Origin of the sequence: Streptomyces sp. GB4-14, assembly GCF_022696125.1 — a bacterium.
Classification (GTDB): domain Bacteria; phylum Actinomycetota; class Actinomycetes; order Streptomycetales; family Streptomycetaceae; genus Streptomyces; species Streptomyces werraensis.
The window spans coordinates 4,966,375-4,990,856 of the sequence record NZ_RZHO01000002.1 but is presented as its reverse complement, the minus strand read 5'-3'; the positions used below and the strand labels follow the sequence as shown (position 1 = coordinate 4,990,856).

Genomic DNA, 24,482 nt, shown 5'->3' with positions numbered 1-24,482 from the left:
GGTCTCACACCTCCATCTGCAGCAGACCCGTGACGATGCACAGCGCGGCGCCGAGGGACATCAGCGTGATCAGGCTCGTGGGCATCTTCTGCTTGACGAAGGAGATGATCCCTCCGACGAAGAACAGACCGACGACGATCAGGACGGTGGACAGTCCGTTCACCGTGTCCCTCCGTTCGCTTCTCCGCCCACGCGGCGCAGAGGAGCTGCCATCGTCGTCGTCCGCGGCCCGGCGGCCGCGCGTGCGTCGCTCACAGCGCACCCTTCGTGGAGGGCAGGATGCCGGCCGCGCGCGGGTCGCGCTCGGACGCGTAGCGCAGGGCCCGGGCGAGGGCCTTGAACTGGCACTCCACGATGTGGTGGGCGTTGCGCCCGTAGGGCACGTGCACGTGGAGGGCGATCTGCGCCTGGGCGACGAAGGACTCCAGGATGTGCCGGGTCATCGTCACGTCGTACTCGCCGATCATCGGCGCCATGTTCTCGGGCTCGGTGTGCACGAGGTACGGGCGGCCGGAGAGGTCGACGGTGACCTGGGCGAGGGACTCGTCCAGCGGCACCGTGCAGTTGCCGAAGCGGTAGATGCCGACCTTGTCGCCGAGCGCCTGCTTGAAGGCGGCGCCGAGCGCGAGGGCGGTGTCCTCGATGGTGTGGTGGGAGTCGATGTGCAGGTCGCCCTCGGTCTTCACGGTGAGGTCGAACAGGCCGTGCCGGCCGAGCTGGTCGAGCATGTGGTCGTAGAAGCCGACCCCGGTGGAAATCTCGGTCTTCCCGGTGCCGTCGAGGTCGATCTCGACGAGCACGGAGGTTTCCTTGGTGGTGCGTTCCACGCGTCCTACGCGGGTCATGCGCTGTGCTCCTTCTTGATCTCACGTACCGCGTCGAGGAACGCGTCGTTCTCGGCCGGGGTGCCCGCGGTGACCCGCAGCCATCCCGGTACGCCGTTGTCCCGGACCAGGACGCCCCGGTCGAGGATCCGCCGCCACACGGCGTGGGAGTCCTGGAAGCGGCCGAACTGGACGAAGTTGGCGTCGGAGTCGGTCACCTCGTAGCCCAGGGAGCGCAGTTCGGCGACCAGCCGGTCCCGCTCCGCCTTCAGCTGCTCGACGTAGCCGAGCAGGGTGTCGGTGTGCTCCAGGGCGGCCAGCGCGGTCGCCTGGGTGACCGCCGACAGGTGGTACGGAAGACGCACCAGCTGGACCGCGTCGACGACCGCGGGGTGCGCGGCGAGGTAGCCGAGGCGCAGTCCGGCGGCACCGAACGCCTTGGACATGGTGCGGGAGATCACCAGGTGGGGGCGTCCGTCGAGCAGCGGCAGCAGCGAGTCGCCGTGGCTGAACTCCACGTACGCCTCGTCGACGACCACGACGGACGGCCGCGCGGCCTGCGCGGCGTCGTACAGGGCGCGCACCGTGTCGGCCGGGACCGCGTTGCCGGTGGGGTTGTTGGGGGTGGTCACGAAGACGACGTCGGGCCGGTGCTCGGCGATCGCCTTCTCGGCGGCGGGCAGGTCCAGGGAGAAGTCCTCACCGCGCGGGCCGGAGATCCAGCGGGTGCCGGTGCCGCGCGCGATCAGCGCGTGCATCGAGTACGACGGCTCGAAGCCGAGCGCGCTGCGGCCGGGTCCGCCGAAGGTCTGCAGCAGCTGCTGGATGACCTCGTTGGAGCCGTTGGCCGCCCACACGTTCTCCAGGGCGACCGGGTGGCCTGCGGTCTTCGTCAGGTACTCGGCCAGCCTGGTGCGCAGCTCGACCGCGTCCCGGTCGGGGTAGCGGTTGAGGTGCCGGGCGGCCTCGCGGACCCGCTCGGCGATCCGCTCGACCAGCGGCTCGGGCAGCGGGTAGGGGTTCTCGTTGGTGTTGAGCCGTACGGGGACGTCCAGCTGGGGCGCGCCGTAGGGGGACTTGCCGCGCAGTTCGTCCCGTACGGGAAGGTCGTCGATGCTCACGTCGCTCACTTGCTCTCCGGCACCTTCCAGCCGAACCTGGCCTTGATCGCCGCGCCGTGCGCGGGCAGGTCCTCCGCCTCCGCCAGCGTGACCACGTGGTGCGCGACCTCGGCGAGGGCGTCCTCCGTGTAGTCGACGATGTGGATGCCGCGCAGGAAGGACTGCACGGACAGGCCCGAGGAGTGGCAGGCGCAGCCGCCGGTGGGCAGCACGTGGTTGGAGCCGGCCGCGTAGTCACCGAGGGAGACCGGGGACCAGGGGCCGATGAAGATCGCGCCGGCGTTGCGCACCCGCTCGGCGACCGCGGCGGCGTCGGCGGTCTGGATCTCCAGGTGCTCGGCGCCGTAGGCGTCGACGACCCGCAGGCCCTCCTCGACTCCGTCGACCAGCACGATCGCGGACTGCTTGCCGCCGAGGGCGGGCGCGATCCGGTCCTCGACGTGCTTGCTGGCCTCGACCTGCGGCTTCAGCTCCTTCTCGACCGCGTCCGCGAGGTCCGTGGAGTCGGTGACCAGGACGGCGGCGGCCAGCGGGTCGTGCTCGGCCTGGCTGATCAGGTCGGCGGCGACGTGCACCGGGTCGGCCGTGGAGTCCGCGAGGATCGCGATCTCGGTCGGGCCGGCCTCGGCGTCGATGCCGATCTTCCCGGTGAAGTGGCGCTTGGCGGCGGCGACCCAGATGTTGCCGGGGCCGGTGACCATGTTGGCGGGCGGGCAGGACTCGGTGCCGTACGCGAACATCGCGACGGCGGTGGCGCCGCCGGCCGCGTACACCTCGTCGACGCCGAGCAGGGCGCAGGCGGCGAGGATGGTCGGGTGCGGCAGGCCGCCGAACTCGGCCTGGGCGGGCGAGGCGAGCGCGATCGAGGGGACGCCGGCCTCCTGGGCGGGCACCGCGTTCATGATCACGGAGGACGGGTAGACGGACCGGCCGCCCGGCGCGTACAGGCCGACGCGGTCGACCGGCACCCACTTCTCGGTGACCGTGCCGCCCGGCACGACCTGGGTGGTGTGGGTGGTGCGGCGCTGTGCGCGGTGGACGAGGCGGGCCCGGCGGATCGACTCCTCCAGGGCGGCGCGCACGGCCGGGTCGAGCTGCTCCAGCGCGCGCTCCAGCGCGGCGGCGGGCACCCGGACCTGGTCGAGCTTCACACCGTCGAAGCGCTCGGCGAAGTCGATCAGCGCCGCGTCGCCACGATGATGCACGTCCTCGCAGATGGGCCGCACCTTCTCCAGGGCGGCCGCGACGTCGAAGTCGGCACGGGGCAGCAGGTCACGCAGGGCGGGGCCCTCGGGGAGGGCGCCGCCGCGCAGGTCGATTCGCGAGATCACGTGGTCAATTCTCTCAGACCCGCCCCGGGGGACGTCCGCCCGTTCCAATGGCTGATACATCACGGTTGTCGTGACGGTCCGCACCCGTTTTCAACATCTTCTTCACTTTCCGTGTTCAGCGCGTCACCGTACCGGGCATGAACGGCTGTACGACGCGATGAACCGGTGAGTAATGAGGAGGAGGGGAGTTCCGTGGCCGAGGGGGCGGGACCGCAGGGCGGTGAGCCGCCGGAGGACCTGACCGCCGCGGAGGCGGGGATGTGGCAGGCCTTCCGCAACGGCAGCGTGTACGACCTGAGCTGCGGCGACGCGCTGGTCGACGATCCGCACGGAGGCCACCCCTGGGGTCCCGAGCGCACGGTGCGGGCCCGGGTGGTGTGCTGGCTGCTGCTGGACGGCCCGCCCGCGCTGGCCGGCCGCGTTCCCTCGCTGAAGCTCGTCGGGGTGCGGATCAGCGGCCCGCTGGACCTGGCCGGGGGCACGATCGTGCCGTACGTGGAGATGCGCGGCTGCCGTTTCGAGCGGGACGTGCTGCTGCCGGAGGCGCGGTTCACCACGGTGCGGCTGGTCGACTGCTCCATACCCCGGCTGGAGGCCGCCCGGCTGGCGACGGAGGGCGACCTCCATCTGCCGCGCTGCCGCTTCCTGGGCGGCATACGGCTCACCGACGCCCGCATCGGCACGGACCTGCTGCTGAACCAGGCGGTCGTGCACCGGGACCGCAGCGGCCGCTCCATGGCGGCGGACGGGATGAGCGTCGGCCAGGACCTGCAGGCGGAGATGCTGGAGTCGTACGGCGAGCTGAGCCTGCGCGGCGCGACCGTCGGCGTGTCGCTGAGCCTGCGCGGCGCCCGGCTGGTCAACCCGCACGCCCGGCTCGCGCTGAACGCGCCGCAGCTGACCGTGGAGCGCTCGCTGTACCTGACCCCGGCCGGGGTGGGGGCGCACGCCCGCAGCGGCATGACGCCCGCGCGTGGCACGCGCATCCAGCGGTTCGAGTGCGAGGGCGGGATCCGGCTGGACGACGGGCGGTTCGGGGACGCGGTCGACTTCGAGGGGGCCGAGTTCACCCTCACCGACGAGCAGGAGCTGTCGCTGCGCCGGGTGCAGACGCCGGAGCTGCGGTTCCTCGGGCAGCGGCCGGCGCGCGGGCGGGTGGTGCTGTCGGGGGCGCGGGTGGTGAACCTGATGGACCGGGCGGACAGCTGGCCGGGCCCGGGACGGCTGCACATGGGCGGCTTCACGTACGAGAACCTGGTGCCGCGCGGCCCGTTCCCGCTGGCGCTGCGGCTGCGCTGGGTGGACGCGGCGAGCGCCGAGTACACCCCGGAGCCGTACGAGCGGCTGGCGGCGGTGCTGCGGGAGAGCGGGGCGGACGAGGACGCCCGAGAGGTGCTGCTGGCCAAGCAGCGGCGGCGCCGCGAGAGCCTGCCGCTCGCCGCGAAGCTGTGGGGGTACGCGCAGGACTGGACGGTCGCCTACGGATACCGCCCGGGCCGGGCGGCGGTGTGGATGGCGGTGCTGTGGGCGGCCGGCTCGGTGGCCTTCGCGCGGGCGGACCATCCGCCGCTGAAGGCGGGCGAGCACCCGGACTGGAACCCGGCGCTGTTCGCGCTGGACCTGCTGCTCCCGGTGATCGACCTGGGCCAGGTGGGCTTCTGGCAACTGCGCGGCGGCTGGCAGTGGCTGTCGACGGCGTTCATCCTCCTGGGCTGGATCCTGGCGACGACGGTGGCGGCGGGCGCGACGCGCACACTTCGGCGCACATGAGGTGAGCGCCCTCAGAGGCGCGGGGAAGTGCGCGACGTCCTGCCGGGCACCGGGTGTGTGTCCGACATGCGTGCGACAGGTGTGGCCGAGGAGGCCGGTGCAGCCCCCGGAGCCCACCGTTTTTACCGGCCCTTGACCGGACCCCGTACAACTTTCCGCAAGTTGCGCGTGGGGGCTGGCGCCTCCGTGACCTGCGGTCTTTCAATGGTCGACACCATGGCTCTGCTGCACGCGTTCACCCGTACGTCCCGTGCCCGGGACAAGCGGACGGGCACCCCGCTGCCCCCCGCTCAGGCCGCGCTGCCCGCCGACGACGAGGTGCTCCTCGACGTGCCGGACGAGGCTCTCGGCCGGGCGCTGGTCGGAGCCGCCGCCGGCGACCACACCCCCGCGGCCGAACTGCTCGTCGCCACCCGCCGCCAGGCCGCCTGGGAGCACCGCGACCGCTATGTGCGCCGGCTCGCCGCGTTCGCGCGGTCGCGGCCCGAGTGGCTGGACGCCTGGCGGGCCCGCGCCCCGCGCGATGCGGACGCGCTGCTGGTGGACGCCCAGCGTGCGGTGGACCGGGTCTGGGACTCGCCGGCCCGCGCCGAGCTGCTGCGTGAGGTGAGCCCGCTGATCACCGCGGCCGCCCGCGCCGACCACCGCGACCCGGTGCCCTGGCGACTGGCGCTGGACCACGCGCGCGGCGCGCGGGCCGGTCACACGTACTTCGAGGAGCTGTGGGAGGCGGCGGTGCGCCGCGCCCCGCACCACCACGGCTGCCATGTGGCGGCCCTGCGCTACCTGGCGTCCTCCTGGCACGGCTCGCACCGCGAGTGCTTCGACTTCGCGGACACGGCCGCGCAGGACGCGCCGGAGGGTTCGCTCACCCAGGCGCTGCCGCTGCGGGCGGCGTTCGGCTACCTCACCGACGGCTGCGGCCCGGCGGTCGAGCGGGCACGGCTGGACGCGGCCGCCGACCGGGCGGCCGCCCTGTCCGCGCGGCTGCCGTCGGCCCAGCCGTGGCCGGCCGAGCTGCGCAACCTCCTCGCCCACGTCCTGGTCCGGCTCGGGCGCAGGCGGGACGCCCTTGAGCAGTTCCGGCTGACCGGTCCGTACGCCACCTCGTTCCCCTGGGACCGGGACGCCGACGACCCGCTCGGGCGGTTCCTGGAGGTCCGTCAGGAGGTGCTGCGGGCGGTCGCGTCGGGCGCCGACACGACCGGAACGGACGCCTTCGGCGCCGGGCCGGGGCGTCCGGTGAGCGAACGGCGCGGACGTTTGGAGCCCGGCGGCCATTAGGCTCTTGGGTCGTGACCACCGTCCGGCTTCCGCTCTTCCCCCTGAACACGGTGCTGTTCCCGGGGCTCGTGCTCCCGCTCAACGTCTTCGAGGAGCGTTATCGCGCCATGATGCGCGAGCTGCTCAAGACCCCGGAGGACGAGCCACGGCAGTTCGCCGTGGTGGCGATCCGGGACGGCCACGAGGTGGCGCCGAGCGCCCCGGGGCTGCCCGATCCCACGGCCGTGCCGGAGCGGGGCCCTGCGGCCGGCTTCGGCGCGGACCCGCTGCGCGCGTTCCACAAGGTGGGGTGCGTGGCCGACGCGGCGACGATCCGGGAGCGGCCCGACGGCACCTTCGAGGTGCTGGCGACCGGCACGACCCGGGTGCGGCTGCTGTCGGTGGACGCCTCAGGACCCTTCCTCACGGCCGAGCTGGAGCCGCTGGAGGAGGACCCGGGCGAGGAGGCGGAGCGGCTGGCGGAGGGCGTGCTGCGGGCGTTCCGGCAGTACCAGAAGCGGCTGGCGGGCGCGCGGGAGCGGTCGTTGACCTCGGACGCGGAGCTGCCTGACGAGCCCAGTGTGGTGTCGTACCTGGTCGCCGCCGCGATGATGCTCGACACGCCGACGCGGCAGCGGCTGCTCCAGGCGCCGGACACCGCGTCCCGGCTGCGGGACGAACTGAAACTCCTGCGCACGGAGACGGCGATCATCCGTAGTCTTCCGTCGTTGCCCGCGTCGGAGCTGACGCGGACGCCGACGAGTCTGAACTGACGCTTGCGGAGCAGCGACCGGCATGGCCAAGAAGTCCAAGAAGCAGCAGTCCAACGGCACGCCCGCCACGGTGGCGCTCACCGCGGCCGGGGTGCCGTTCACGGTGCACTCCTACGACCACGACCCTTCCCACCCGAGCTACGGCGAGGAGGCGGCCGAGGCGATGGGCGTCTCCCCCGACCGTGTCTTCAAGACGCTGGTGGCGGACGTCGACGGCGCCCTGACCGTGGCGGTGGTCCCGGTCGCGGGCCAGCTCGACCTGAAGGCGCTGGCCTCGGCGGCCGGCGGCAAGCGGGCGTCCATGGCGGACCCGGCGCTGGCGGAGCGCACCACGGGGTACGTGCGGGGCGGCATCTCCCCGCTGGGCCAGCGCAAGAAGCTGCCGACGGTGCTGGACGAGTCGGCGACCCGCCACGAGACGATCTGCGTCTCGGCGGGCCGCCGCGGCCTGGAGGTGGAACTCGCCCCCGCCGACCTGGCGACCCTGACGTCGGCGGTCCTGGCCCCGATCGGGCGGGGGTAGCGGGGGCCCGCTGACGCGGGACCCGCCGGCCACCGCCCGGCCGCGACACGCCCCTCGGCCCGGTCGACGAGACACCCGGCCCAGCGCGACGGTCCCGCGCCGTACGACGGCGCCCGCTCATCCCCGAACGCGCCGGTCCCCCCGCGACAGCACCCACGCCGATGGCCGGCCGCGACCCACTCCCCACACCGGACCCGCACAACGCGCCCAGCCCCGCCCGGCAGCCACCGAGGACCGGTCGACAAGACACCCGGCCCCCGCGGCCGGGCCTGAGCCGTACGACGGCGCCCCCTCATCCCCGAACGCGCCGGTCCCCCCGCGACAGCACCCACGCCGAGGACCGGCCGCGACCCACTCCCCACACCGGACCCGCACAACGCGCCCAGCCCCGCACGGCAGCCACCGAAACCCGCCGTCGACGACCTGGTCGGGCCGCGGCCGGGTGCGGTCCGCGGGCCCTCCTGCCCGGGCGCGATGCTCGTCCGCTCCGCCGGCGTCGGCCACCCGCCGCGCCGCGACGGCGTCACGAGCACCCGTCCGCGCCACGGGCCGACGACCGGCCGGGGATGCCCCGGGGACGAGGGCCGGGTTGGCGCCGTGGGTCCCGGCGAGGCCTGTTCCGTACCTCGACGGTCCTCGCGCCCTCGGCCATGTACGGAAGGCATGTCGAAGCGGACGCGCAAGCGCAGGTGGCGGATCAGGAAGCGGCGGGCCAACCACGGACGGCGCCCGGCCTGACGGGGGTGTGGCGCCGGGCGGCCGGCGCCCTTACCGGGGCTGCTGCCCGCCCGGCGCCGGCCACTCCTCCGGGTCGCGCGGGCCGAACAGCGCCGTCAGGCCCAGGTGGAACACCAGCGCCGCGAACGGCCACGCCAGCAGCGCGCCCTTCGCGTTCAGCTTCAGCGGGGCGTCGAACGTGACGCCCTTCCCCACGCTCTTCGCCTGCGCGATCACGTCCTGCGAGGGGCCCAGCCACACCCCGAGCCGCCAGGCCAGCACCGAGCCGAGCAGGCCGCCGACCGCCAGTGCCACCACCAGCGGGACGCCGCCACGCCGGCGGAAGAGGAAGACCGCCAGGGCGCTCAGCGCGCCGCAGCCCAGGGCGACGAGCGTGAACGTGCCGTCCACGCCGATGCTCTGCTCGCCCTCGGAGTCCTTGAGGTAGACCACCCAGGCGTCACCGGACGCGTCGCCGACCAGCGGCACGCGCGGCGCGAGCCACCACCAGAGCACCCCGAGCAGCACCCCGCCGAGGGCCACCGCCACGGCCACCACGGCCGCCTCACGGATCTCCTTCGCCATCCCGGGGCCGTCCTCGTCGTGCCACCAGCCGTGCCGCGGGTACACGGCGTGGCCGGGCTTCCCGTCGTAGCGGTGCGAACCGCCGGCGGGGGCGTCGGCGGGCGGCTGCCACGGATCGTGCGCGGAGGGGTCGTGCGGTGGCGGGGGTGTCAGAGGTGCGCTCACCCTGCCATCGTGCCAGGCGTGGCTGTGGGCCGCGTCACCGGACGGCGGCCCTGCGGTACGCCCAGGTCGCCACGGCCAGCGAGATCACCCCGACCACGCCGCACACGGCGAGGTCGCCGAGGACGTGGGCCCAGTCGGGGTGCGGGGCGAAGGTGCGCGCGAAGGCCTCGACGCCGTACGTCGACGGCAGCAGGTCACGGGCGAGACGGACCGCCTCCGGCATCCGCTCCGGCGGCAGCACGCCGAGCAGCAGCGCCGCCGACATGCCGAGCTGACCGAGGAGGGTGGCCAGTTCGGGCCGGGGCGCCAGCAGTCCGAGGGCCGCGCCGAGACCGGCGAGCGCGGCGCCCGCGAGGGGGATCACCGCCGCGAGGATCCACAGATGGGCGAGCGGCAGCCCGAACAGGGCGCAGCCGACGACGGCGGTCACGACGGTGCCGGGGACGGTGAACGACGCGTAGGCGCCGGCCGCGCCCAGCACCACGGCCGCGGGCGGCACGGGGAGGGTGGCGTAGTGGTCGAGTCCGCCGCTGGCGCGGAGCTGGCCGAAGTACTGCGCGAGCAGGTTCAGCGCGACGAAGGCGACGACCAGCACCGACGATCCGGCCACCACGGCGCGCGCCTCGCCGCCGCCGTCCACGACCCCGCGCATCAGGATCATGATGCCGACGGACTGGAAGGTCGCCACGAACAGCAGGGGGATCCGCGCCACCCGGGCCCGGGACAGCTGCGCCCGGTACACGGCCGCCAGGGACGGCCACAGCCGTGCCCGGGGGCCGAGCGGAGCGGGTCCCGGCGCGGCGGCCTCCTCCGCGGTCAGGACGCCGGCCGGCAGGGCACCGGCGGGTACGACACTCACGTCGTGCTGCTCCCCTTCGCTCGGAGATCCGTCCGGAGCCGCTCCGGAGGTCGCCCCGTTCCGTACGGATGACACGGCCCGTGTGCTCACGCCTTCACCAGTCCCTGTCGCACGGCGCCGCCCAGCGCCAGGTACACGTCCTCCAGGCTCGGTGTGGCCAGCGTGAAGTCGTCGAGGGCCGCGAACGCGGCGCCGCCGGTGACGGTGGCGACGACCGTGCGGGCCTCCTCGGGCGCCAGCCGCAGGGTCCAGCGCCGGCCGGACTCGACGGCCCGGTCGCGCAGCGCGGTCACCTCGGGCACGTGCAGCGGCGCGGCCTCCCGCCACACCAGCTCCACCCGGACCTCCCCGGCGACCTGTTCCTTCAGGCCGTTCGGGGTGTCGCAGGCGATGACCCGGCCGCGGTCGAGCACGGCGACCCGGTCGAGCACGGTCTCGGCCTCGATGACGTTGTGGGTGACCAGGAGCACCGTGGTGCCGTGCTCCGCGCGCCGCCGGTCGACGGCGGACCACACGGCGCGCCGGGCGACGGGGTCCATCCCGGTGGTGGGCTCGTCCAGCACCAGCAGGGGCCGCTCCCCCACCAGCACGGCGGCGAAGCAGGCGAGCCGGCGCTGGCCGCCGGAGAGCTTGCGCAGCGGGCGGGAGGCGAGGGCGGCGAGCCCCAGCTCGTCGAGCACGTCGTCCCGTTCGGCGCGGGCCTGCCGGGCGTCGAGCCCGCGCAGCCGGCCGGTGGTCTCGGCGGCCAGGGACACGGTCAGCTCGTCGAGGGCGCTGGACTCCTGCCCGAGGTAGGCGAGGATGCGGGAGGCCCGCTCGGGGTGGCGGACGATGTCGTGACCGAGGATCTCGACGCTGCCGCTGTCGGGCCGCATCAGGCCGGTCATCTGCCGGACGAGGGTGGACTTGCCGGCGCCGTTCGGCCCGAGCAGGCCGAAGATCTCACCGTGCCGGATGTCGAGCGCCACGTCGTCGGTGGCCCGCACCTCGGGCGTCGCCGGCACCCCGCGCCGCCCGCGCACCGCCGGATAGGTCTTGGTCAGCCCGCGCACCGCACACACGACGTCACCACCGTGCCGATGTGCCTGTGCCGCGCGCGTACTCACAAGGGACGAGCCTACGGGGTCGCCGCCGTCCCCCCGCTCCCGGGTCACCCTTCCGCCCGGCCCCGTCCGGGGGGACGCACCAGACACCGGGGGATGGATCGGCACCTGCGACGGCGTACGGAGCCCAGGATCCTGGCCCGCTACGCGCCCGCGGGCACGCGTGGCTCAGCCTGACCGGAGTCCCGAGCGCCTGAGCAGGTACCTGCGGGTGCGTAGTGGCTGGTCGCGCAGTTCCCCGCGCCCCTTCGGGGCGCGGTCACCGCGGCACCTTCAGGGGCGCGGGGAACTGCGCGACCAGCCCACGACGGCTTCCGCCGTGCCCACGAGCCTCGGCCCCACCGATACAGGGGCGCGGGGAACTGCGCGACCAGCCCACGACGGCCGCGCCCCTACCCACCGGCGCCAGCCCAGGCAGGGGCGCGGGGAACTGCGCGAGCAACCCACGACGGCCTCCGCCGTGCCCACGAGCCTCGGCCCCACCGATACAGGGGCGCGGGGAACCGCGCAGACGGGTGCCATGACCGCCCCCGGCTGTGAAGCCGGCGCGGCTCTACTCCCCCGTGGAGGCCCGCTCCGTCCCCGTCCGGGTGTCCAGCTCACGCCAGAACCCCGCCCGGATGGCGTAACGATCGCGCTCGTCGATCTGGTCGTCCTTGTGCGCGAGCAGCCCGAACCGCGCCGCGTACCGCAGCAGCTCACCGTCGATGCGGTGCGGGATCCGCGGATACATCGCGGACAGCTTCCGCACATGGCTCTGGTCGCCCAGCCGCTCGACCCACCGCCGGGCGAAGACCTGCCCCACCTCGAAAGGGTCACCGCCCACGGTGGTGATGTCCTCCTCACGGTCGGCCCACCGCTGCTCCGCCGTGGTCAGCTGGGCCAGTGTCGGCATGGACGCGGCCTCCGGCGGCTCGGCGACCGGCCGGTCCACCCAGCCCTTGTCGGAGGACCAGCGCAGGGTCGCGGAGACGGGCTGCTGCGGCTGGTGCAGGCCGGGGTGGCGCAGCGCGGCCAGGTCCTTCGGGGTGGGGACGCCCTTCGCCGCGGGCGCGCGCTCCACGCTCCCGTTGTGTGCGGCGGCCGGATGGCGCGGCTCGGCCGGGGCACGCTCGGCGGCCGGGGCGAGGGCGGAGTCGGGCAGCGGCGCGGAGAGGATCGCGGCGATCTCGGGCCGGGTCGCGGGCGGCGGCGCGCACACCCCGCCGGTCTCCTTGGCGCGCACGGCCTGCGTGATCCATGCCCGGTCCAGGACCCGGCGTTCGTCGGCCTCGGCGACCAGGTCCTCGGACTGGTTGTAGTCGCCGTCGGCGGCCTGCACGGCCCACAGATGCACGGCGACCCCGTGCTCCTTGGCGGCCATCATGCCCGGCAGCAGGTCGCCGTCGCCGGTGACGAGGACGATGTCGGAGCAGGCGCGGTTGCGGGCGAGCTCGGTCAGCTCGGCGTGCATCGCCGCGTCCACGCCCTTCTGCGCCCAGCGCCCGTCGCTGCGGGTCAGTGCGCCGAGCCGGACGGTGACCCGGGGCATCACGCGCAGCCGGCGGTGCTCGGGCTGCGGCACGCGGTCGGGGGCGCCGTCGAACCAGTAGATGCGCAGCAGCGGCCGGCGCGTGTCGTTCTCGGCGCGGTCACGCAGTCCCTGGATCAGGGCGGCGTGGTCCACGGTGATACGGGACCGCGAGGGCTCCCCGGCGAGGAGACTCGCGGCGGCCCCCAGCAGATACCCGGCGTCCACCAGGACGATGCAGCGGTCCACGCGATCCACCCTCTTTCCGGGAGGTTTGGCTTCGGGCTTCCTTCGAGTCTGCCCGACCCCGCCGGTCTTAACGGCCCGAACTCGATCTTCGGCGTGGCGTTTCCACACTTCCTCCCCCGACCGCCCCACTACACACGGTAATTGTCCGACATGCGTGGGTTATCGGCTTATGTGAATCTGAATTCGGCCCTGGCCCCTAGTCCCCACAGGAGGCAACACCATGGCCAAGAACAAGAACCGTGACCGTAAGCAGCCCCAGGCCGAGCGCGCCTCGCGCGCCGCGCAGACGTCCACCATGGAGACCCCGGACGAGCAGCGCACCACGCAGGTGGTGCCCGGCGAGGTCGGCCGCGGCAAGGGCCGGCAGAAGCGTTTCGGCCACAACTGACACCGGTGTGAAGGGCCGTTGCGGCCCGGCCGCACAGGAAGAGGGGCGCACCCGTCACGGGTGCGCCCCTCCGGCGCGTCGGGGGCCGGTGTCTAACCGGCGAGGCAGGACGGGCCGAGCAGCACCTTCAGGTCGCCGAACAGGGCCGGGTCGGGCTTGACCCGGTGCCGGTCGAGCCGCAGCACCGTCGTCCTGGTCGGGCCCTGGAGCTTGATGCGGACCTCGCTGTCGCCCTTGTGGTGCGTGAGGATCTCGCCGAGCCTGCTGACCAGGGGCGGGGTGACACGGGTGGCCGGGATGGTCAGCACCACCGGCGCGTTGGTGCCCGCGTTGGACAGGTCGGGGACCATCAGCTCCATGGCGACCAGCCGGGGCACGTCCTCCCGCTTGTCGAGCCGGCCCTTGACGAACACCACGGCGTCCTCGACCAGTTGCGTCGAGACGAGCTGGTAGGTCGCCGGGAAGAACATGCACTCGATGGAGCCCGCGAGGTCCTCCACGGTGGCGATCGCCCAGGCGTTGCCCTGCTTGGTCATCTTGCGCTGGAGGCCGGAGATGATGCCGCCGATGGTGACCACCGCGCCGTCGCCGAAGTCACCGCCAGTGAGCTGCGAGATGCCCGCGTCGGCCTTGTCGGACAGCACGTGCTCCAGGCCGAACAGCGGGTGGTCGGAGACGTACAGGCCGAGCATCTCGCGCTCCTGCGCGAGCAGGTAGGTCTTGTCCCACTCCTCGTCGGTGAACTGCACGTCCAGGCCGAAGCCGGGCTCGTCGCTCTGCTCCTCGCCCATGCCGCCGAAGAGGTCGAACTGTCCCTCGGCCTCCTTGCGCTTCACCGCCACCACGTTGTCGATCATCGGCTCGTACTGTGCGGTGAGGCCCTTGCGGGTGTGGCCCAGGGAGTCGAAGGCGCCGGCCTTGATCAGCGACTCGGTGGTGCGCTTGTTGCAGACGACCGCGTCGACCTTGTCGAGGTAGTCCGGGAAGGACGTGTACTTCCCCTTGGCCTTGCGGCACTTGATGATCGACTCCACCACGTTGGTGCCGACGTTGCGCACCGCGGAGAGGCCGAAGAGGATCACGTCGTCGCCCTGCGCGGCGAAGTTCGACTCGGACTCGTTGACGTTCGGCGGGAGCACGCGGATGCCCATGCGGCGGCACTCGTTGAGGTAGACCGCGGACTTGTCCTTGTCGTCCTTCACCGAGGTGAGCAGCGCCGCCATGTACTCGGCGGGATGGTTGGCCTTGAGGTAGGCGGTCCAGTAGGAGACCAGTCCGTACGCGGCGGAGTGCGCCTTGTTGAAGGCATAGCCGGCGAACGGCACCAGCACGTCCCACAGCGCCTGGATCGCCTCGTCGCTGTAGCCGTTCTTGCGGGCGCCGGCCTGGAAGATGACGAAGTTCTTCTCCAGTTCCTCCGGCTTCTTCTTGCCCATCACGCGGCGGAGGATGTCGGCCTCGCCGAGCGAGTAGCCGGCGATGATCTGGGCGGCCTTCTGCACCTGCTCCTGATAGACGATCAGGCCGTAGGTGACGTCCAGGACCTCCCTGAGCGGCTCCTCCAGCTCGGGGTGGATCGGGGTGATCTCCTGCTGGCCGTTCTTGCGCAGGGCGTAGTTGGTGTGCGAGTTCATGCCCATCGGGCCCGGCCGGTACAGGGCCGAGACGGCGGAGATGTCCTCGAAGTTGTCCGGCTTCATGAGCCGGAGCAGGGAGCGCATGGGGCCGCCGTCGAACTGGAACACGCCGAGGGTGTCGCCGCGCTGGAGCAGTTCGAAGGTCGTGGGGTCGTCCAGGGGCAGCGACAGCAGGTCGATGTCGATGCCCTTGTTGGCCTTCACCATCTTGACGGCGTCGTCCATGATGGTGAGGTTGCGCAGGCCCAGGAAGTCCATCTTCAGCAGGCCGAGCGACTCGCAGCTCGGGTAGTCCCACTGCGTGATGGTCACGCCGTCGGTGTGCCGGACCCAGACCGGGACGTGGTCGGTGATGGTCTCGCTGGACATGATCACGCCGGCCGCGTGCACGCCCATCTGCCGCACCAGGCCCTCGACGCCCTTGGCGGTGTCGATGACCTTCTTCACGTCCGGCTCGTTCTCGTACATCGACCGGACCTCGCCGGCCTCCGAGTAGCGGGGGTGGTTCGGGTCGGTGATGCCGGACAGCGGAATGCCCTTGCCGAGGACGTCGGCGGGCATGGCCTTGGTGATGCGGTCGCCCATCGCGTACGGGTAGCCCAGCACGCGCGCGGAGTCCTTGATGGCGTTCTTCGCCTTGATGGTGCCGTACGTGCCGATCATGGCGACCTTGTCGGCGCCGTACTTCTCGGTCACGTAGCGGATCACCTCGACGCGCCGGCGCTCGTCGAAGTCGATGTCGACGTCGGGCATCGAGATGCGCTCGGGGTTGAGGAACCGCTCGAAGATCAGGCCGTGCGGGATGGGGTCGAGGTCGGTGATGCCGAGGGCGTAGGCGACGATCGAGCCGGCCGCGGAGCCTCGGCCGGGGCCGACCGCGATGCCCTGCTTCTTGGCCCACATGATGAAGTCGGCGACCACGAGGAAGTAGCCCGGGAAGCCCATCGAGATGATCGTGTCCATCTCGTACTCGACCTGCTTCATGCGGTCGTCCGGGATGCCGTCGGGGAAGCGGCGGTTCATGCCGCGCATGACTTCCTCGCGGAACCAGGAGACCTCGGTGTACCCCTCCGGGATGTCGAACTTGGGCATCAGGTCACGCTTGACGAACATGCCCGTGGTGTCGACCATCTCGGCGATCAGCCGGGTGTTGGCGCACCCCTGCTGCCAGGCGTCCGAGGAGTCGATGGCGTACATCTCGTCCGTGGACTTCAGGTAGTAGCCGGTGCCGTCGAACTTGAAGCGGTCCGGGTCGGAGAGGTTCTTGCCGGTCTGGATGCACAGCAGCGCGTCGTGCGCCGCGGCCTCGTGCGCGTAGGTGTAGTGCGAGTCGTTGGTGACCAGGGGCGGGATGCCGAGCTTCCTGCCGATCTCCAGCAGGCCGTCGCGGACCCGGTGCTCGATGTCGATGCCGTGGTCCATCAGCTCTAGGAAGTACCGGTCCTTGCCGAAGATGTCCTGGTAGTCGGCGGCCGCCTTGAGCGCCTCGTCGAAGTGGCCGAGGCGCAGCCGGGTCTGGACCTCTCCGGAGGGGCAGCCGGTGGAGGCGACGATGCCCTCCGACCACTTGGCGATGGTCTCCTTGTCCATCCGGGGCCACTTCTGCAGCCAGCCCTCGGCGTAGGCGTCGGAGGAGAGCCGGAAGAGGTTGTGCAGACCGGTGCTGTTCACCGCCCACATCGTCTTGTGGGTGTAACCGCCGGAGCCGGAGACGTCGTCCCGCTTCTGGTGCGGCTGGCCCCACTGGATCTTGCGCTTGTTGCGCCGGGACTCGGGGGCGACGTACGCCTCGATCCCGATGATCGGGGTGACGCCGGCCTTCTGCGCGGAGTGGAAGAAGTCGTACGCCCCGTGCAGGTTGCCGTGGTCGGACATGGCGATGTGCGTCATGCCCATCTCGTTGCAGGCGTTGAACATGTCCTTCAGCCGCGCGGCACCGTCCAGCAGCGAGTACTGGGTGTGGACGTGCAGGTGCGTGAACGGCGGCTTCGACACGGTGCGGCCTCCAGGGAGATCTCATCGGCAGCGGGTGGACGGGTCCCGGGGGACAGCTCGGAAGTCTATGCCCCGGCACCGACACCCGGAGCCCTTCCCCGCGTACCTTCGGGCGGGGCGCCGGGCACTCCCGCGCACCTCCGCACGTTAGGCAGGCGACGGCACGGCCGTTCCCGAGATCCCGCACCAGGAGGCACTCAGCGATGTCGGTCCCGCAGCTCAGCGACGAGCACCGCGGCGAGGAGATCCTCGCCGTCCTCGACACCGCCTTCGGCGAGCTCCTGGCCGCCGACCCGGCCGCGTTCCGGGTGAAGTTCCGGAAGATGGCGGCGTCGGCGTTCGCGTTCTACCGCGGCACCGCGAGCCTCTTCTACCACGACCTGTCCGCCGAGCACGCCGGGCCCGGCGGCGCCGCGCACAGCGGGCCGTACCTGGACGAGCGCACCTCGCGCGTGTGGATCCACGGCGATCTGCACGCGGAGAACTTCGGCACGTACATGGACGCGGGCGGCCGCCTGGTGTTCAACGTCAACGACTTCGACGAGGCGTACGTCGGCCCCTTCCTGTGGGACCTGAAGCGCTTCGCGGCGTCGATGGCCCTGATCGGCTACGCCAAGGCGCTCAGCGACGAGCAGATCACCGGCATGGTGTCGGTGTACGCGGCTGCCTACCGGGAGCGGATCCGCGCCCTGGCGACGGGCGCGAAGAGGGACGAGGTGCCGCCGTTCACCCTGGACACCGCGCAGGGCCCGCTGCTGGACGTGCTGCGGGACGCCCGGTCGCTGACGCGCTTCGGGCTGCTGGACTCGATGACCGAGATCCGCGACTTCGAGCGCCGCTTCGCGCCCGGCGGCGGCGCGATCGAGCTGGACGCGGCCACCCGGTACAAGGTGCTCGCGGCCTTCGACGGCTATCTGGAGACGCTGCCGGACTCCTCGCTGGCCCGCCCGGACTCCTACCGTGTGAAGGACGTCGTGGGCCGCCGGGGCATCGGCATCGGCTCGGCCGGGCTGCCGTCGTACAACATCCTGCTGGAGGGGCACAGCGACGCCCTGGAGAACGACGTCGTGATCTACGTCAAGCAGGCGCAGACCCCCGCCGTCTCCCGGCACATCACGGACCCGGCGGTGCGCGAGTACTTCCTGCACGAGGGGCACCGCACGGTGATCTCCCAGCGCGCCCTCCAGGCGCACGCCGACCCGTGGCTGGGGTGGACCGAGCTGGACGGCGCCGGGCAGCTGGTCGCCGAGGTCTCGCCGTACGCGGTGGACCTGGACTGGAGCGACCTCGACGACCCGGAGGAGATGGCGCTGGTGGTCGCCGACCTGGGCCGGGCGACGGCGGCGATGCACGCGGCGGCGGACGACACCTCAGGCGAGTCCCTGGTGCCGTTCTCCACGGAGCGGGCCATCGACGCGGCGATCGCGGCCGACGAGGACACGCTGGTGCCGCTGCTGGTGGACTTCGCCCACGACTACGGGGCGCGGGCCCGCCGGGACCACCAGATCTTCCTCGACCTGTTCCGCAACGGCCGGATTCCGGGGCTGTAACCTTCCGCCCATTCACAGGCCCCCTTTAGGGATCCCTTAACGGAGCACGTGCCACACTCGTAGCCGCCATGGACATATCCGGACCCCAGCTCAGAGCCGTTCGCGCGGCGCTGTTCACGGCTGTCGTCGTGACGCTCAGCACCGCGTCGCACGTGCTGCTGTCCGGGGCCCCGCTGCCGCTGAACACGGTGGCCGCGGTCGGTGCCGCCGTGTTCGGCCTGGCCTACGCGCTCGCGGGGCGGGAGCGTTCCTTCGGGCGCATCGCCGCCCTGCTGATCCCGCTGGAGCTGGCCGCCGACACGGTCTTCACCACCGGCCAGCACGTCTGTTACGGCCGCATGGGCGGCCCGGTGGCCGGTCCGCTGCGTTCCGTCGGGTTCGACGTGCTGTGCGGCGACGGCACCGGTGTGGGCGCGCCGCTGGCCCGGGTCACCGGGCACGCCGCTCAGGGCGGCGACCGGGTGGCGGCGGTGCTGGCCGAGGCCGGCCCGGCGACCGCGTGGCTGCTTCTGGGCGCGCACATCGGGGTCGGCCTGTTCGCCGCCGCCTGGCTGCGCCGCGGGGAGCGGGCACTGGCCCAGCTGCTGGGCGCGGTCGCGGCGACAGCGGTCCGTCCGCTGCTGCTCGCCGTCGCGGTGGTCACCGTGCGCCGGGCACCGAGGACGGGCCGGCCGGTGAGCATGCCGCACCGTGCGGCCGTGGCGCGCACCCTGCTCCTCGCGCACTCCCTGGGACGGCGCGGGCCGCCGTGCTCCCTCGCCGCCTGAGGCGGATCACGCCCCGGCGGTCGCCCGAGCACCAGCAGTCCCCCCGTACGAACTCCGCACACGACCGTGTGCGTCCCCTGTGGAGACATCATCATGAGCAAGCGGAACAGCCAGGCGGCCAAGATGGCGGCGCGCGAGCGTCTGCGCCAGGAGCGCGAGCGCCAGGCCAAGAAGGCGAAGGTCAGGCGGCAGCTGATCGTCGCCGCGTCGGTGGTCGGCGTGCTGGCCGCGGCCGGCGGCATCGGCTACGCGGTGGTCCAGGCGAACAAGCCGGACCACTGGGAGGCGGCGAAGGACGCCAAGCTGGTCAAGCCGGCGAACACCAGCGGCAAGGACGGCACGACCGTCGTCATCGGCAAGGCCGACGCGAAGAAGACCCTCGAGGTGTACGAGGACCCGCGCTGCCCGATCTGCGCCTCCTTCGAGCAGGCTGTCGGCGAGACGATCGAGAAGGACGTCGCGGACGGCAAGTACAAGGTGCAGTTCATAGGCGCCTCGTTCCTGGACCGCAACCTCACCGGCGAGGGCTCGAAGAACGCGCTGAGCGCCCTGGGCGCCGCTCTGGACGTCAGCCCCGAGGCGTTCCTCGCGTACAAGTCGGCCCTCTACTCCTCGGAGTTCCACCCGGAGGAGACGGACGACAAGTTCAAGGACGACGCCTACCTGATCAAGATCGCCGACACGGTGGACGCCCTGAAGAACAACAAGGAGTTCCAGGCGGCCGTGAAGGACGGCACCTACGACCGCTGGGCGCTGGAGATGTCGGACAAGTTCGACAGCAGCGACGTCCAGGGCACGCCGACGGTGAAGATGGACGGCAAGAAGCTGACCGGCTCCGACGGGCAGAACGCGCCCATGACGGCGGCCGAGTTCACCACGGCGGTCGACAAGGCGCTGAAGGGCTGACGCGGCCTGCCGACGCCCCGCTGACGCGTGGTTGAAGAGCGGGCGAACTTTCCCGGGTTCGCCCGCTCCGGCGACTACACGCAGCATGTACACGTCAGTAACCTGTGCGGCTGTGACCAGTCGACACGGAAGAACCGAGAGCGCCGTCTCCGCCACCGCGGACACCGCCTCCCTCACCCCGCGCCGCCGCACCGTCGTCAAGGCGGCCGCCGCCACCGCGGCGCTGGCCGGACCGCTCGCCGCCGCGCTGCCCGCCCGCGCCGCCCGGTCCGCCCCCGCCTTCCTGCACGGCGTCGCCTCCGGCGACCCGCTGCCGGACGGCGTGCTGCTGTGGACCCGCGTGACGCCCACCCCGGACGCCCTCCCGGGCTCAGGCGCCGGACCCGACACCGAGGTGCGCTGGACCGTCGCCCGCGACCGGGCGTTCACCGACGTCGTCGCCCAGGGAACGGTCCTCGCCACCGCCGCCTCCGACCACACCGTCAAGGCGGACGTCCGCGGTCTGCGGCCCGCCACCGACTACTGGTTCCGCTTCTCCGCCGGCGGAGCCGACTCCCCCGCGGCCCGCACCCGCACCGCGCCCGCCGCCGACGCCTCCGTGGCGGGGCTGCGCCTCGGGGTGGTCTCCTGCGCCAACTGGGAGGCCGGCCACTTCGCCGCGTACCGCCATCTCGCGGCCCGCGGCGACCTCGACGCCTGGCTGCACCTCGGCGACTACATCTACGAGTACGGCTCCGGCGACTACGGCACCCGCGGCACGGTCGTCCGCCCGCACTCCCCCGCCCACGAGATCGTCACCCTCGCCGACTACCGCACCCGGCACGCCCGCTACAAGACCGACCCGGACCTCCAGGCACTGCACGCCACCGCCCCGGTCGTCGCCATGTGGGACGACCACGAGTTCGCCAACGACACCTGGTCCGGGGGCGCGGAGAACCACACCGAGGGCGCGGAGGGCTCCTGGGCCGCCCGGCAGGCCGCCGCCAAGCAGGCGTACTTCGAGTGGATGCCGGTCCGCCCGGCGGTCGAGGGCACCACCTACCGACGGCTGCGCTTCGGCAAGCTGGCCGACCTGTCGCTGCTGGACCTGCGCTCCTTCCGCTCGCAGCAGGTCTCGCTCGGCGACGGCGACGTCGACGACCCCGGCCGCACCCTCACCGGCCGCGCCCAGCTCGACTGGCTGAAGGCGGGCCTGTCGGCGTCCGACACCACCTGGCGGCTGGTGGGCACCTCGGTGATGATCTCGCCGTTCGCGCTGGGCTCGCTGCCCGCGACCCTGCTGAAGCCGCTCGCGAAGCTGCTCGGCCTGCCGCAGGAGGGCCTCGCCCTCAACACCGACCAGTGGGACGGCTACACCGCCGACCGCCGCGAGCTGCTGGCCCATCTCCGGGGCAACGCCATCCGCAACACCGTGTTCCTCACCGGCGACATCCACATGGCGTGGGCGAACGACGTACCCGTGAACGCCGGGACCTACCCGCTGTCCGCGTCCGCCGCCACGGAGTTCGTGGTCACGTCGGTCACCTCCGACAACCTCGACGACATCCTCAAGGTCGGCGAGGGCACCGTCGACGCGGTCGCCTCCCCGCTGATCCGGGCCGCCAACCGGCACGTGCACTGGGTGGACACCGACCGGCACGGCTTCGGGGTGCTGGACCTCACGGCGGAGCGGGCGCAGATGGACTACTACGTGCTGTCCGACCGCACCGAGGCGGGCGCCACCGCGGCCTGGGCCCGCTCCTACCGCACGCGCAGCGGCACGCAGAGGATCGAGCGGGCCGCCGCCCCCGTCTGATCACCCGCGGCACAAGGGACGCGGAGTCGGCGGACCAGACGGATCAGACGGATCAGACGGATCAGTCTGCGGTCTCCTCCAGCGAGTCGAGGAAGCCGAGCGCCACCCGCCAGGTGGCCTCGGCGGCCTCCTCGTCGAAGTCGGGCAGGTCGGGATCGGTGTAGAGGTGTCCGGCGCCCGCGTACCGGTAGACCTCCACGTCGGCTCCGGCCCGGCCCATCCCCAGGTACCAGGCGGTCAGCCAGTCGTCGGTCTCGAACGGGTCCGGCTCGGCGACGTGCAGCTGCACCGGCAGTCCGTCGGCCGCGGCGTTCTCCGCGATGTCGGAGGTGCCGTGCAGGAGCAGCAGCCCTCTGGCCTTCTCGTCGCCGAGGGCCAGCGTCTGCGCCACCGAGGCGCCGAAGGAGAACCCCGCGTACACCAGGCCTCGCTCCGAGTACGGCGCCGCCGCCAGGACGGCCCGCTTCAGCAGCTCGTCCTTGCCCACCTCGTCCTTGTGCTCCATGCCCTCCTCGACGGTGTCGAACGTGCGGCCCTCGAAAAGGTCCGGCGTCCACACCTCGTGTCCGGCCGCGCGCAGCCGGTCCGCGGCCCGGTGCACCGCGGGGCGCAGTCCGTAGGTCGAGTGAAAGAGCATGATGTTCATGGAGCCCATGGTGCCAGCCGGGTGTGACCGGCCTCGCGCGCGGCACTACCCGGAACCGGACGGAAGTCACATGTTCATGCCGGAGCAGGCCGGTTAGGTTCGGGGGCATGGATGACGTGCTGCGCCCGCTGATCGTGGTCGGCGGCTCGGTGGTGCTGGGCCTGCTCCTGGGCTGGGCCACCGACCGGCTGCTGCGGAAGGCCGACCGACGCCACCACGAGACACCGCTGTGGGGCCTGCTGCGCCGGGCCCGTGTCCCGTACCAGCTGCTGCTCTGCGCGGTCCTGCTCAGAGCCTCCTACGACGAGGCACGACTGCTGACCTCGCACGACGTCGCCGTCGGCCGGGGCCTGACCCTGGTGCTGATCGGGTCGGCCGCCTGGCTGACCATCCGGATCGCCGCCGCCGTCGTGGAGACCTCCTACACCCGGTACGCCAGCAACCACCGGGAGCGCGACCCGGCCCGGGTGCGCCGGGTGCGCACCCAGGTGACCCTGATCCGCCGCGTGGTGTCGGCGGCGGTCGGCGTGGTCGCGGTGGCCGCGATGCTGCTGACGTTCCCCGCGATGCGCGCGGCCGGCGCCTCGCTGCTGGCCTCGGCGGGCATCCTCGGCATCGTCGCCGGTGTCGCCGCCCAGTCGACGCTGAGCAACATGTTCGCCGGGCTGCAGATCGCGTTCGGCGACATGGTGCGCATCGGCGACACCGTCGTGGTGGACGGCGAGTGGGGCACGGTCGAGGAGATCACCCTCACCTTCCTGACCGTGCGCACCTGGGACGAGCGCCGGATCACCATGCCGGTGTCGTACTTCACCTCCAAGCCGTTCGAGAACTGGTCGCGCGGAACCCCTCAGATGACCGGCACCGTCTTCTGGCACGTGGACCACAGCGCCCCGCTGGACGCCATGCGCGAGAAGCTGCGCGACATCCTGCGGGAGTGCCCGGAGTGGGACGGCCGCGCCTACAACCTGACCGTCACGGACAGCACCCCGAGCACCCTGGAGGTGCGGGCGCTGGTGACGGCGAAGGACGCGGACGACATCTGGACGGTCCGGGTCACGGTCCGCGAGCGGATGATGCGCTTCCTGGCCGACGAGCACCCCTACGCGCTGCCCCGGGTCAACACCGCCGACGCGGTGCTGCCGCCACGGAACGGCCTGGAGAGGCCGCCCGCCGACGGTCTGCCGACGGCGCGCCGGTTCCACACCCACCCGTCCCGGCAGGCGCGCTGAGCGACCCTCAGCAGCCGCGCTCGGCGCCGCCGTTCACCTGGACGATCTGCGAGGTGATGTGTCCGGCGCCGTGCGAGGCGAGCCAGTGCAGGGTCGCCGCGACGTCACCGGGCCGGCCGGCGCGCCTGTCCGACGTCTCGGCGATCAGCCGGGCCCGCCGTTCCTCGTCCAGGCCGTCGCCGCCGAAGAACGCCGTGTCCTCGATGTAGCCGGGCGCGACCACGTTCACGGTGATCCCGTGCGGCCCCAGCTCCCGGGCCAGGGCGTGGGCGTACGGGTGCAGACCGGCCTTGGCCGCCGCGTACGACACCCGTCCCGAGCCGCGCCTCGCGGCGATGGAGCTGAGGAACAGCACCCGGCCGCCGGGCACGGCGAGCCGGTGCCGCAGCGCCTCGGTGAGCAGCACGGCGGTCAGCACGTTGAGCCGGAAGTTGACCGTCCAGTCGCGGGCGACGGCGTCGAGCGGGTCGTCGCCGCCCACCGGCGGCTCCAGCAGCCCGTTGCCGCCCGCGCAGTGCACGAGCACGTCCACGGCGCCGAACTCGCGCCCCACGAATCCGGACACACCCCGCACGGCCTCGGGGTCGGCCAGATCGGCGGGGTAGGTCAGCGCGCCGGGCACCTCGGCCCGCTCCAGGACGTCACCGCGCCGCCCGACGAGCAGGACGCGGTCCCCGTCGGCGGCGAACGTCTGCGCGGTGGCGAGCCCGATGCCGGTGCCGCCGCCGCTGATCACAACATTGCGTGTCATGCCCCGACCCTACGGAGGGCGC

General features: G+C 72.6%; 21 protein-coding genes. 10 read left to right on the top strand and 11 right to left on the bottom strand.

What is annotated here, in order from left to right:
• Window positions 1–4: 4 nt before the first annotated feature.
• From ELQ39_RS24015 to hisD, 4 genes are all read right to left on the bottom strand, one after another.
• A complete protein-coding gene (locus ELQ39_RS24015; protein WP_190000088.1) occupies window positions 5–163 on the bottom strand; it encodes a hypothetical protein in 159 nt (52 codons plus the stop codon).
• Window positions 164–251: 88 nt separating this feature from the next.
• Window positions 252–845 carry an imidazoleglycerol-phosphate dehydratase HisB gene (hisB, locus tag ELQ39_RS24010; RefSeq protein ID WP_019525453.1) on the bottom strand — a complete coding sequence of 198 codons (594 nt, stop codon included), beginning with the start codon at window positions 843–845 and terminating at the stop codon, window positions 252–254.
• Window positions 842–1,954, bottom strand: coding sequence for a histidinol-phosphate transaminase (locus tag ELQ39_RS24005; protein WP_242593892.1), 1,113 nt, complete (start codon window positions 1,952–1,954; stop codon window positions 842–844). Before ELQ39_RS24005 ends, hisB begins: the two co-directional genes overlap by 4 nt.
• Complete coding sequence (gene hisD, locus ELQ39_RS24000) at window positions 1,951–3,276, bottom strand: histidinol dehydrogenase (protein ID WP_190000093.1); 1,326 nt, start codon at window positions 3,274–3,276, stop codon at window positions 1,951–1,953. The genes ELQ39_RS24005 and hisD overlap by 4 nt, the downstream gene beginning before the upstream one ends.
• A 192-nt stretch (window positions 3,277–3,468) precedes the next feature.
• On the opposite strand from hisD, the gene ELQ39_RS23995 reads away from it, so the two are divergent.
• The 4 genes from ELQ39_RS23995 (at window position 3,469) to ybaK (ending at window position 7,605) form a co-directional block, all read left to right on the top strand.
• A complete protein-coding gene (locus ELQ39_RS23995) occupies window positions 3,469–5,046 on the top strand; it encodes an oxidoreductase (RefSeq protein ID WP_190000095.1) in 1,578 nt (525 codons plus the stop codon).
• Window positions 5,047–5,250: 204 nt separating this feature from the next.
• Window positions 5,251–6,330: a hypothetical protein gene (locus ELQ39_RS23990; RefSeq protein WP_242593890.1), complete on the top strand. Its 1,080-nt coding sequence runs from the start codon at window positions 5,251–5,253 to the stop codon at window positions 6,328–6,330.
• Between the two features lie 11 nt (window positions 6,331–6,341).
• Window positions 6,342–7,082: an LON peptidase substrate-binding domain-containing protein gene (locus tag ELQ39_RS23985; protein ID WP_242593889.1), complete on the top strand. Its 741-nt coding sequence runs from the start codon at window positions 6,342–6,344 to the stop codon at window positions 7,080–7,082.
• A 22-nt stretch (window positions 7,083–7,104) separates the two neighbouring features.
• A complete protein-coding gene (gene ybaK, locus ELQ39_RS23980) occupies window positions 7,105–7,605 on the top strand; it encodes a Cys-tRNA(Pro) deacylase (RefSeq protein ID WP_190000101.1) in 501 nt (166 codons plus the stop codon).
• 768 nt (window positions 7,606–8,373) lie between these two features.
• Here ybaK and ELQ39_RS23975 read toward each other — a convergent pair.
• The 4 genes from ELQ39_RS23975 to ELQ39_RS23960 all read right to left on the bottom strand — a co-directional run bounded on the left by ELQ39_RS23975 (window position 8,374) and on the right by ELQ39_RS23960 (window position 12,793).
• On the bottom strand, window positions 8,374–9,072 hold the full coding sequence (locus ELQ39_RS23975; RefSeq protein ID WP_242593887.1) for an AAA family ATPase: 699 nt from the start codon (window positions 9,070–9,072) through the stop codon (window positions 8,374–8,376).
• 34 nt (window positions 9,073–9,106) lie between these two features.
• The gene (locus ELQ39_RS23970) at window positions 9,107–9,931 is read right to left on the bottom strand and encodes an ABC transporter permease (RefSeq protein ID WP_190000105.1); all 825 of its coding nucleotides are present in this window, start codon (window positions 9,929–9,931) and stop codon (window positions 9,107–9,109) included.
• An 86-nt stretch (window positions 9,932–10,017) separates the two neighbouring features.
• Entirely contained in the window at window positions 10,018–10,992 is a 975-nt protein-coding gene (locus ELQ39_RS23965) for an ABC transporter ATP-binding protein (protein WP_190000924.1), read from the bottom strand.
• Between the two features lie 595 nt (window positions 10,993–11,587).
• Complete coding sequence (locus ELQ39_RS23960) at window positions 11,588–12,793, bottom strand: NYN domain-containing protein (RefSeq protein WP_242593885.1); 1,206 nt, start codon at window positions 12,791–12,793, stop codon at window positions 11,588–11,590.
• Window positions 12,794–13,013: 220 nt separating this feature from the next.
• On the opposite strand from ELQ39_RS23960, the gene ELQ39_RS23955 reads away from it, so the two are divergent.
• Complete coding sequence (locus ELQ39_RS23955) at window positions 13,014–13,181, top strand: hypothetical protein (protein ID WP_190000109.1); 168 nt, start codon at window positions 13,014–13,016, stop codon at window positions 13,179–13,181.
• A gap of 92 nt (window positions 13,182–13,273) precedes the next feature.
• Here the strand turns inward: ELQ39_RS23955 and dnaE are convergent, their stop codons facing one another.
• Complete coding sequence (dnaE, locus tag ELQ39_RS23950; RefSeq protein WP_190000111.1) at window positions 13,274–16,813, bottom strand: DNA polymerase III subunit alpha; 3,540 nt, start codon at window positions 16,811–16,813, stop codon at window positions 13,274–13,276.
• A 203-nt stretch (window positions 16,814–17,016) separates the two neighbouring features.
• Between dnaE and ELQ39_RS23945 the strand changes: the two genes are divergently transcribed.
• The 4 genes from ELQ39_RS23945 (at window position 17,017) to ELQ39_RS23930 (ending at window position 21,831) form a co-directional block, all read left to right on the top strand.
• Window positions 17,017–18,363, top strand: a complete 1,347-nt coding sequence (locus ELQ39_RS23945; RefSeq protein ID WP_190000112.1) for a DUF2252 domain-containing protein — start codon at window positions 17,017–17,019, stop codon at window positions 18,361–18,363.
• A gap of 68 nt (window positions 18,364–18,431) precedes the next feature.
• Complete coding sequence (locus ELQ39_RS23940) at window positions 18,432–19,130, top strand: hypothetical protein (RefSeq protein WP_225627016.1); 699 nt, start codon at window positions 18,432–18,434, stop codon at window positions 19,128–19,130.
• A 93-nt stretch (window positions 19,131–19,223) separates the two neighbouring features.
• The gene (locus ELQ39_RS23935) at window positions 19,224–20,036 is read left to right on the top strand and encodes a thioredoxin domain-containing protein (RefSeq protein WP_190000116.1); all 813 of its coding nucleotides are present in this window, start codon (window positions 19,224–19,226) and stop codon (window positions 20,034–20,036) included.
• Between the two features lie 112 nt (window positions 20,037–20,148).
• A complete protein-coding gene (locus ELQ39_RS23930; RefSeq protein ID WP_225641340.1) occupies window positions 20,149–21,831 on the top strand; it encodes an alkaline phosphatase D family protein in 1,683 nt (560 codons plus the stop codon).
• Between the two features lie 61 nt (window positions 21,832–21,892).
• Here ELQ39_RS23930 and ELQ39_RS23925 read toward each other — a convergent pair whose 3' ends face one another.
• Complete coding sequence (locus ELQ39_RS23925; RefSeq protein ID WP_242593883.1) at window positions 21,893–22,477, bottom strand: dienelactone hydrolase family protein; 585 nt, start codon at window positions 22,475–22,477, stop codon at window positions 21,893–21,895.
• Window positions 22,478–22,584: 107 nt separating this feature from the next.
• On the opposite strand from ELQ39_RS23925, the gene ELQ39_RS23920 reads away from it, so the two are divergent.
• On the top strand, window positions 22,585–23,709 hold the full coding sequence (locus ELQ39_RS23920) for a mechanosensitive ion channel family protein (protein ID WP_242593881.1): 1,125 nt from the start codon (window positions 22,585–22,587) through the stop codon (window positions 23,707–23,709).
• Window positions 23,710–23,716: 7 nt separating this feature from the next.
• Here the strand turns inward: ELQ39_RS23920 and ELQ39_RS23915 are convergent, their stop codons facing one another.
• Window positions 23,717–24,460 (bottom strand): SDR family NAD(P)-dependent oxidoreductase, encoded by a 744-nt coding sequence (locus tag ELQ39_RS23915; RefSeq protein ID WP_242593879.1) that lies wholly within the window; start codon window positions 24,458–24,460, stop codon window positions 23,717–23,719.
• Window positions 24,461–24,482 lie beyond the last annotated feature (22 nt).

Excerpts from the sequence above, each read along its gene's own strand:
- hisB (WP_019525453.1), bottom strand. The coding sequence starts at position 845 with ATGACCCGCGTAGGACGCGTGGAACGCACCACCAAGGAAACCTCCGTG.
- ELQ39_RS23990 (WP_242593890.1), top strand. The coding sequence starts at position 5,251 with ATGGTCGACACCATGGCTCTGCTGCACGCGTTCACCCGTACGTCCCGT.
- ybaK (WP_190000101.1), top strand. The coding sequence starts at position 7,105 with ATGGCCAAGAAGTCCAAGAAGCAGCAGTCCAACGGCACGCCCGCCACG.
- ELQ39_RS23955 (WP_190000109.1), top strand. The coding sequence starts at position 13,014 with ATGGCCAAGAACAAGAACCGTGACCGTAAGCAGCCCCAGGCCGAGCGC.
- ELQ39_RS23945 (WP_190000112.1), top strand. The coding sequence starts at position 17,017 with ATGTCGGTCCCGCAGCTCAGCGACGAGCACCGCGGCGAGGAGATCCTC.
- ELQ39_RS23940 (WP_225627016.1), top strand. The coding sequence starts at position 18,432 with ATGGACATATCCGGACCCCAGCTCAGAGCCGTTCGCGCGGCGCTGTTC.
- ELQ39_RS23935 (WP_190000116.1), top strand. The coding sequence starts at position 19,224 with ATGAGCAAGCGGAACAGCCAGGCGGCCAAGATGGCGGCGCGCGAGCGT.
- ELQ39_RS23925 (WP_242593883.1), bottom strand. The coding sequence starts at position 22,477 with ATGAACATCATGCTCTTTCACTCGACCTACGGACTGCGCCCCGCGGTG.
- ELQ39_RS23920 (WP_242593881.1), top strand. The coding sequence starts at position 22,585 with ATGGATGACGTGCTGCGCCCGCTGATCGTGGTCGGCGGCTCGGTGGTG.
- ELQ39_RS23915 (WP_242593879.1), bottom strand. The coding sequence starts at position 24,460 with ATGACACGCAATGTTGTGATCAGCGGCGGCGGCACCGGCATCGGGCTC.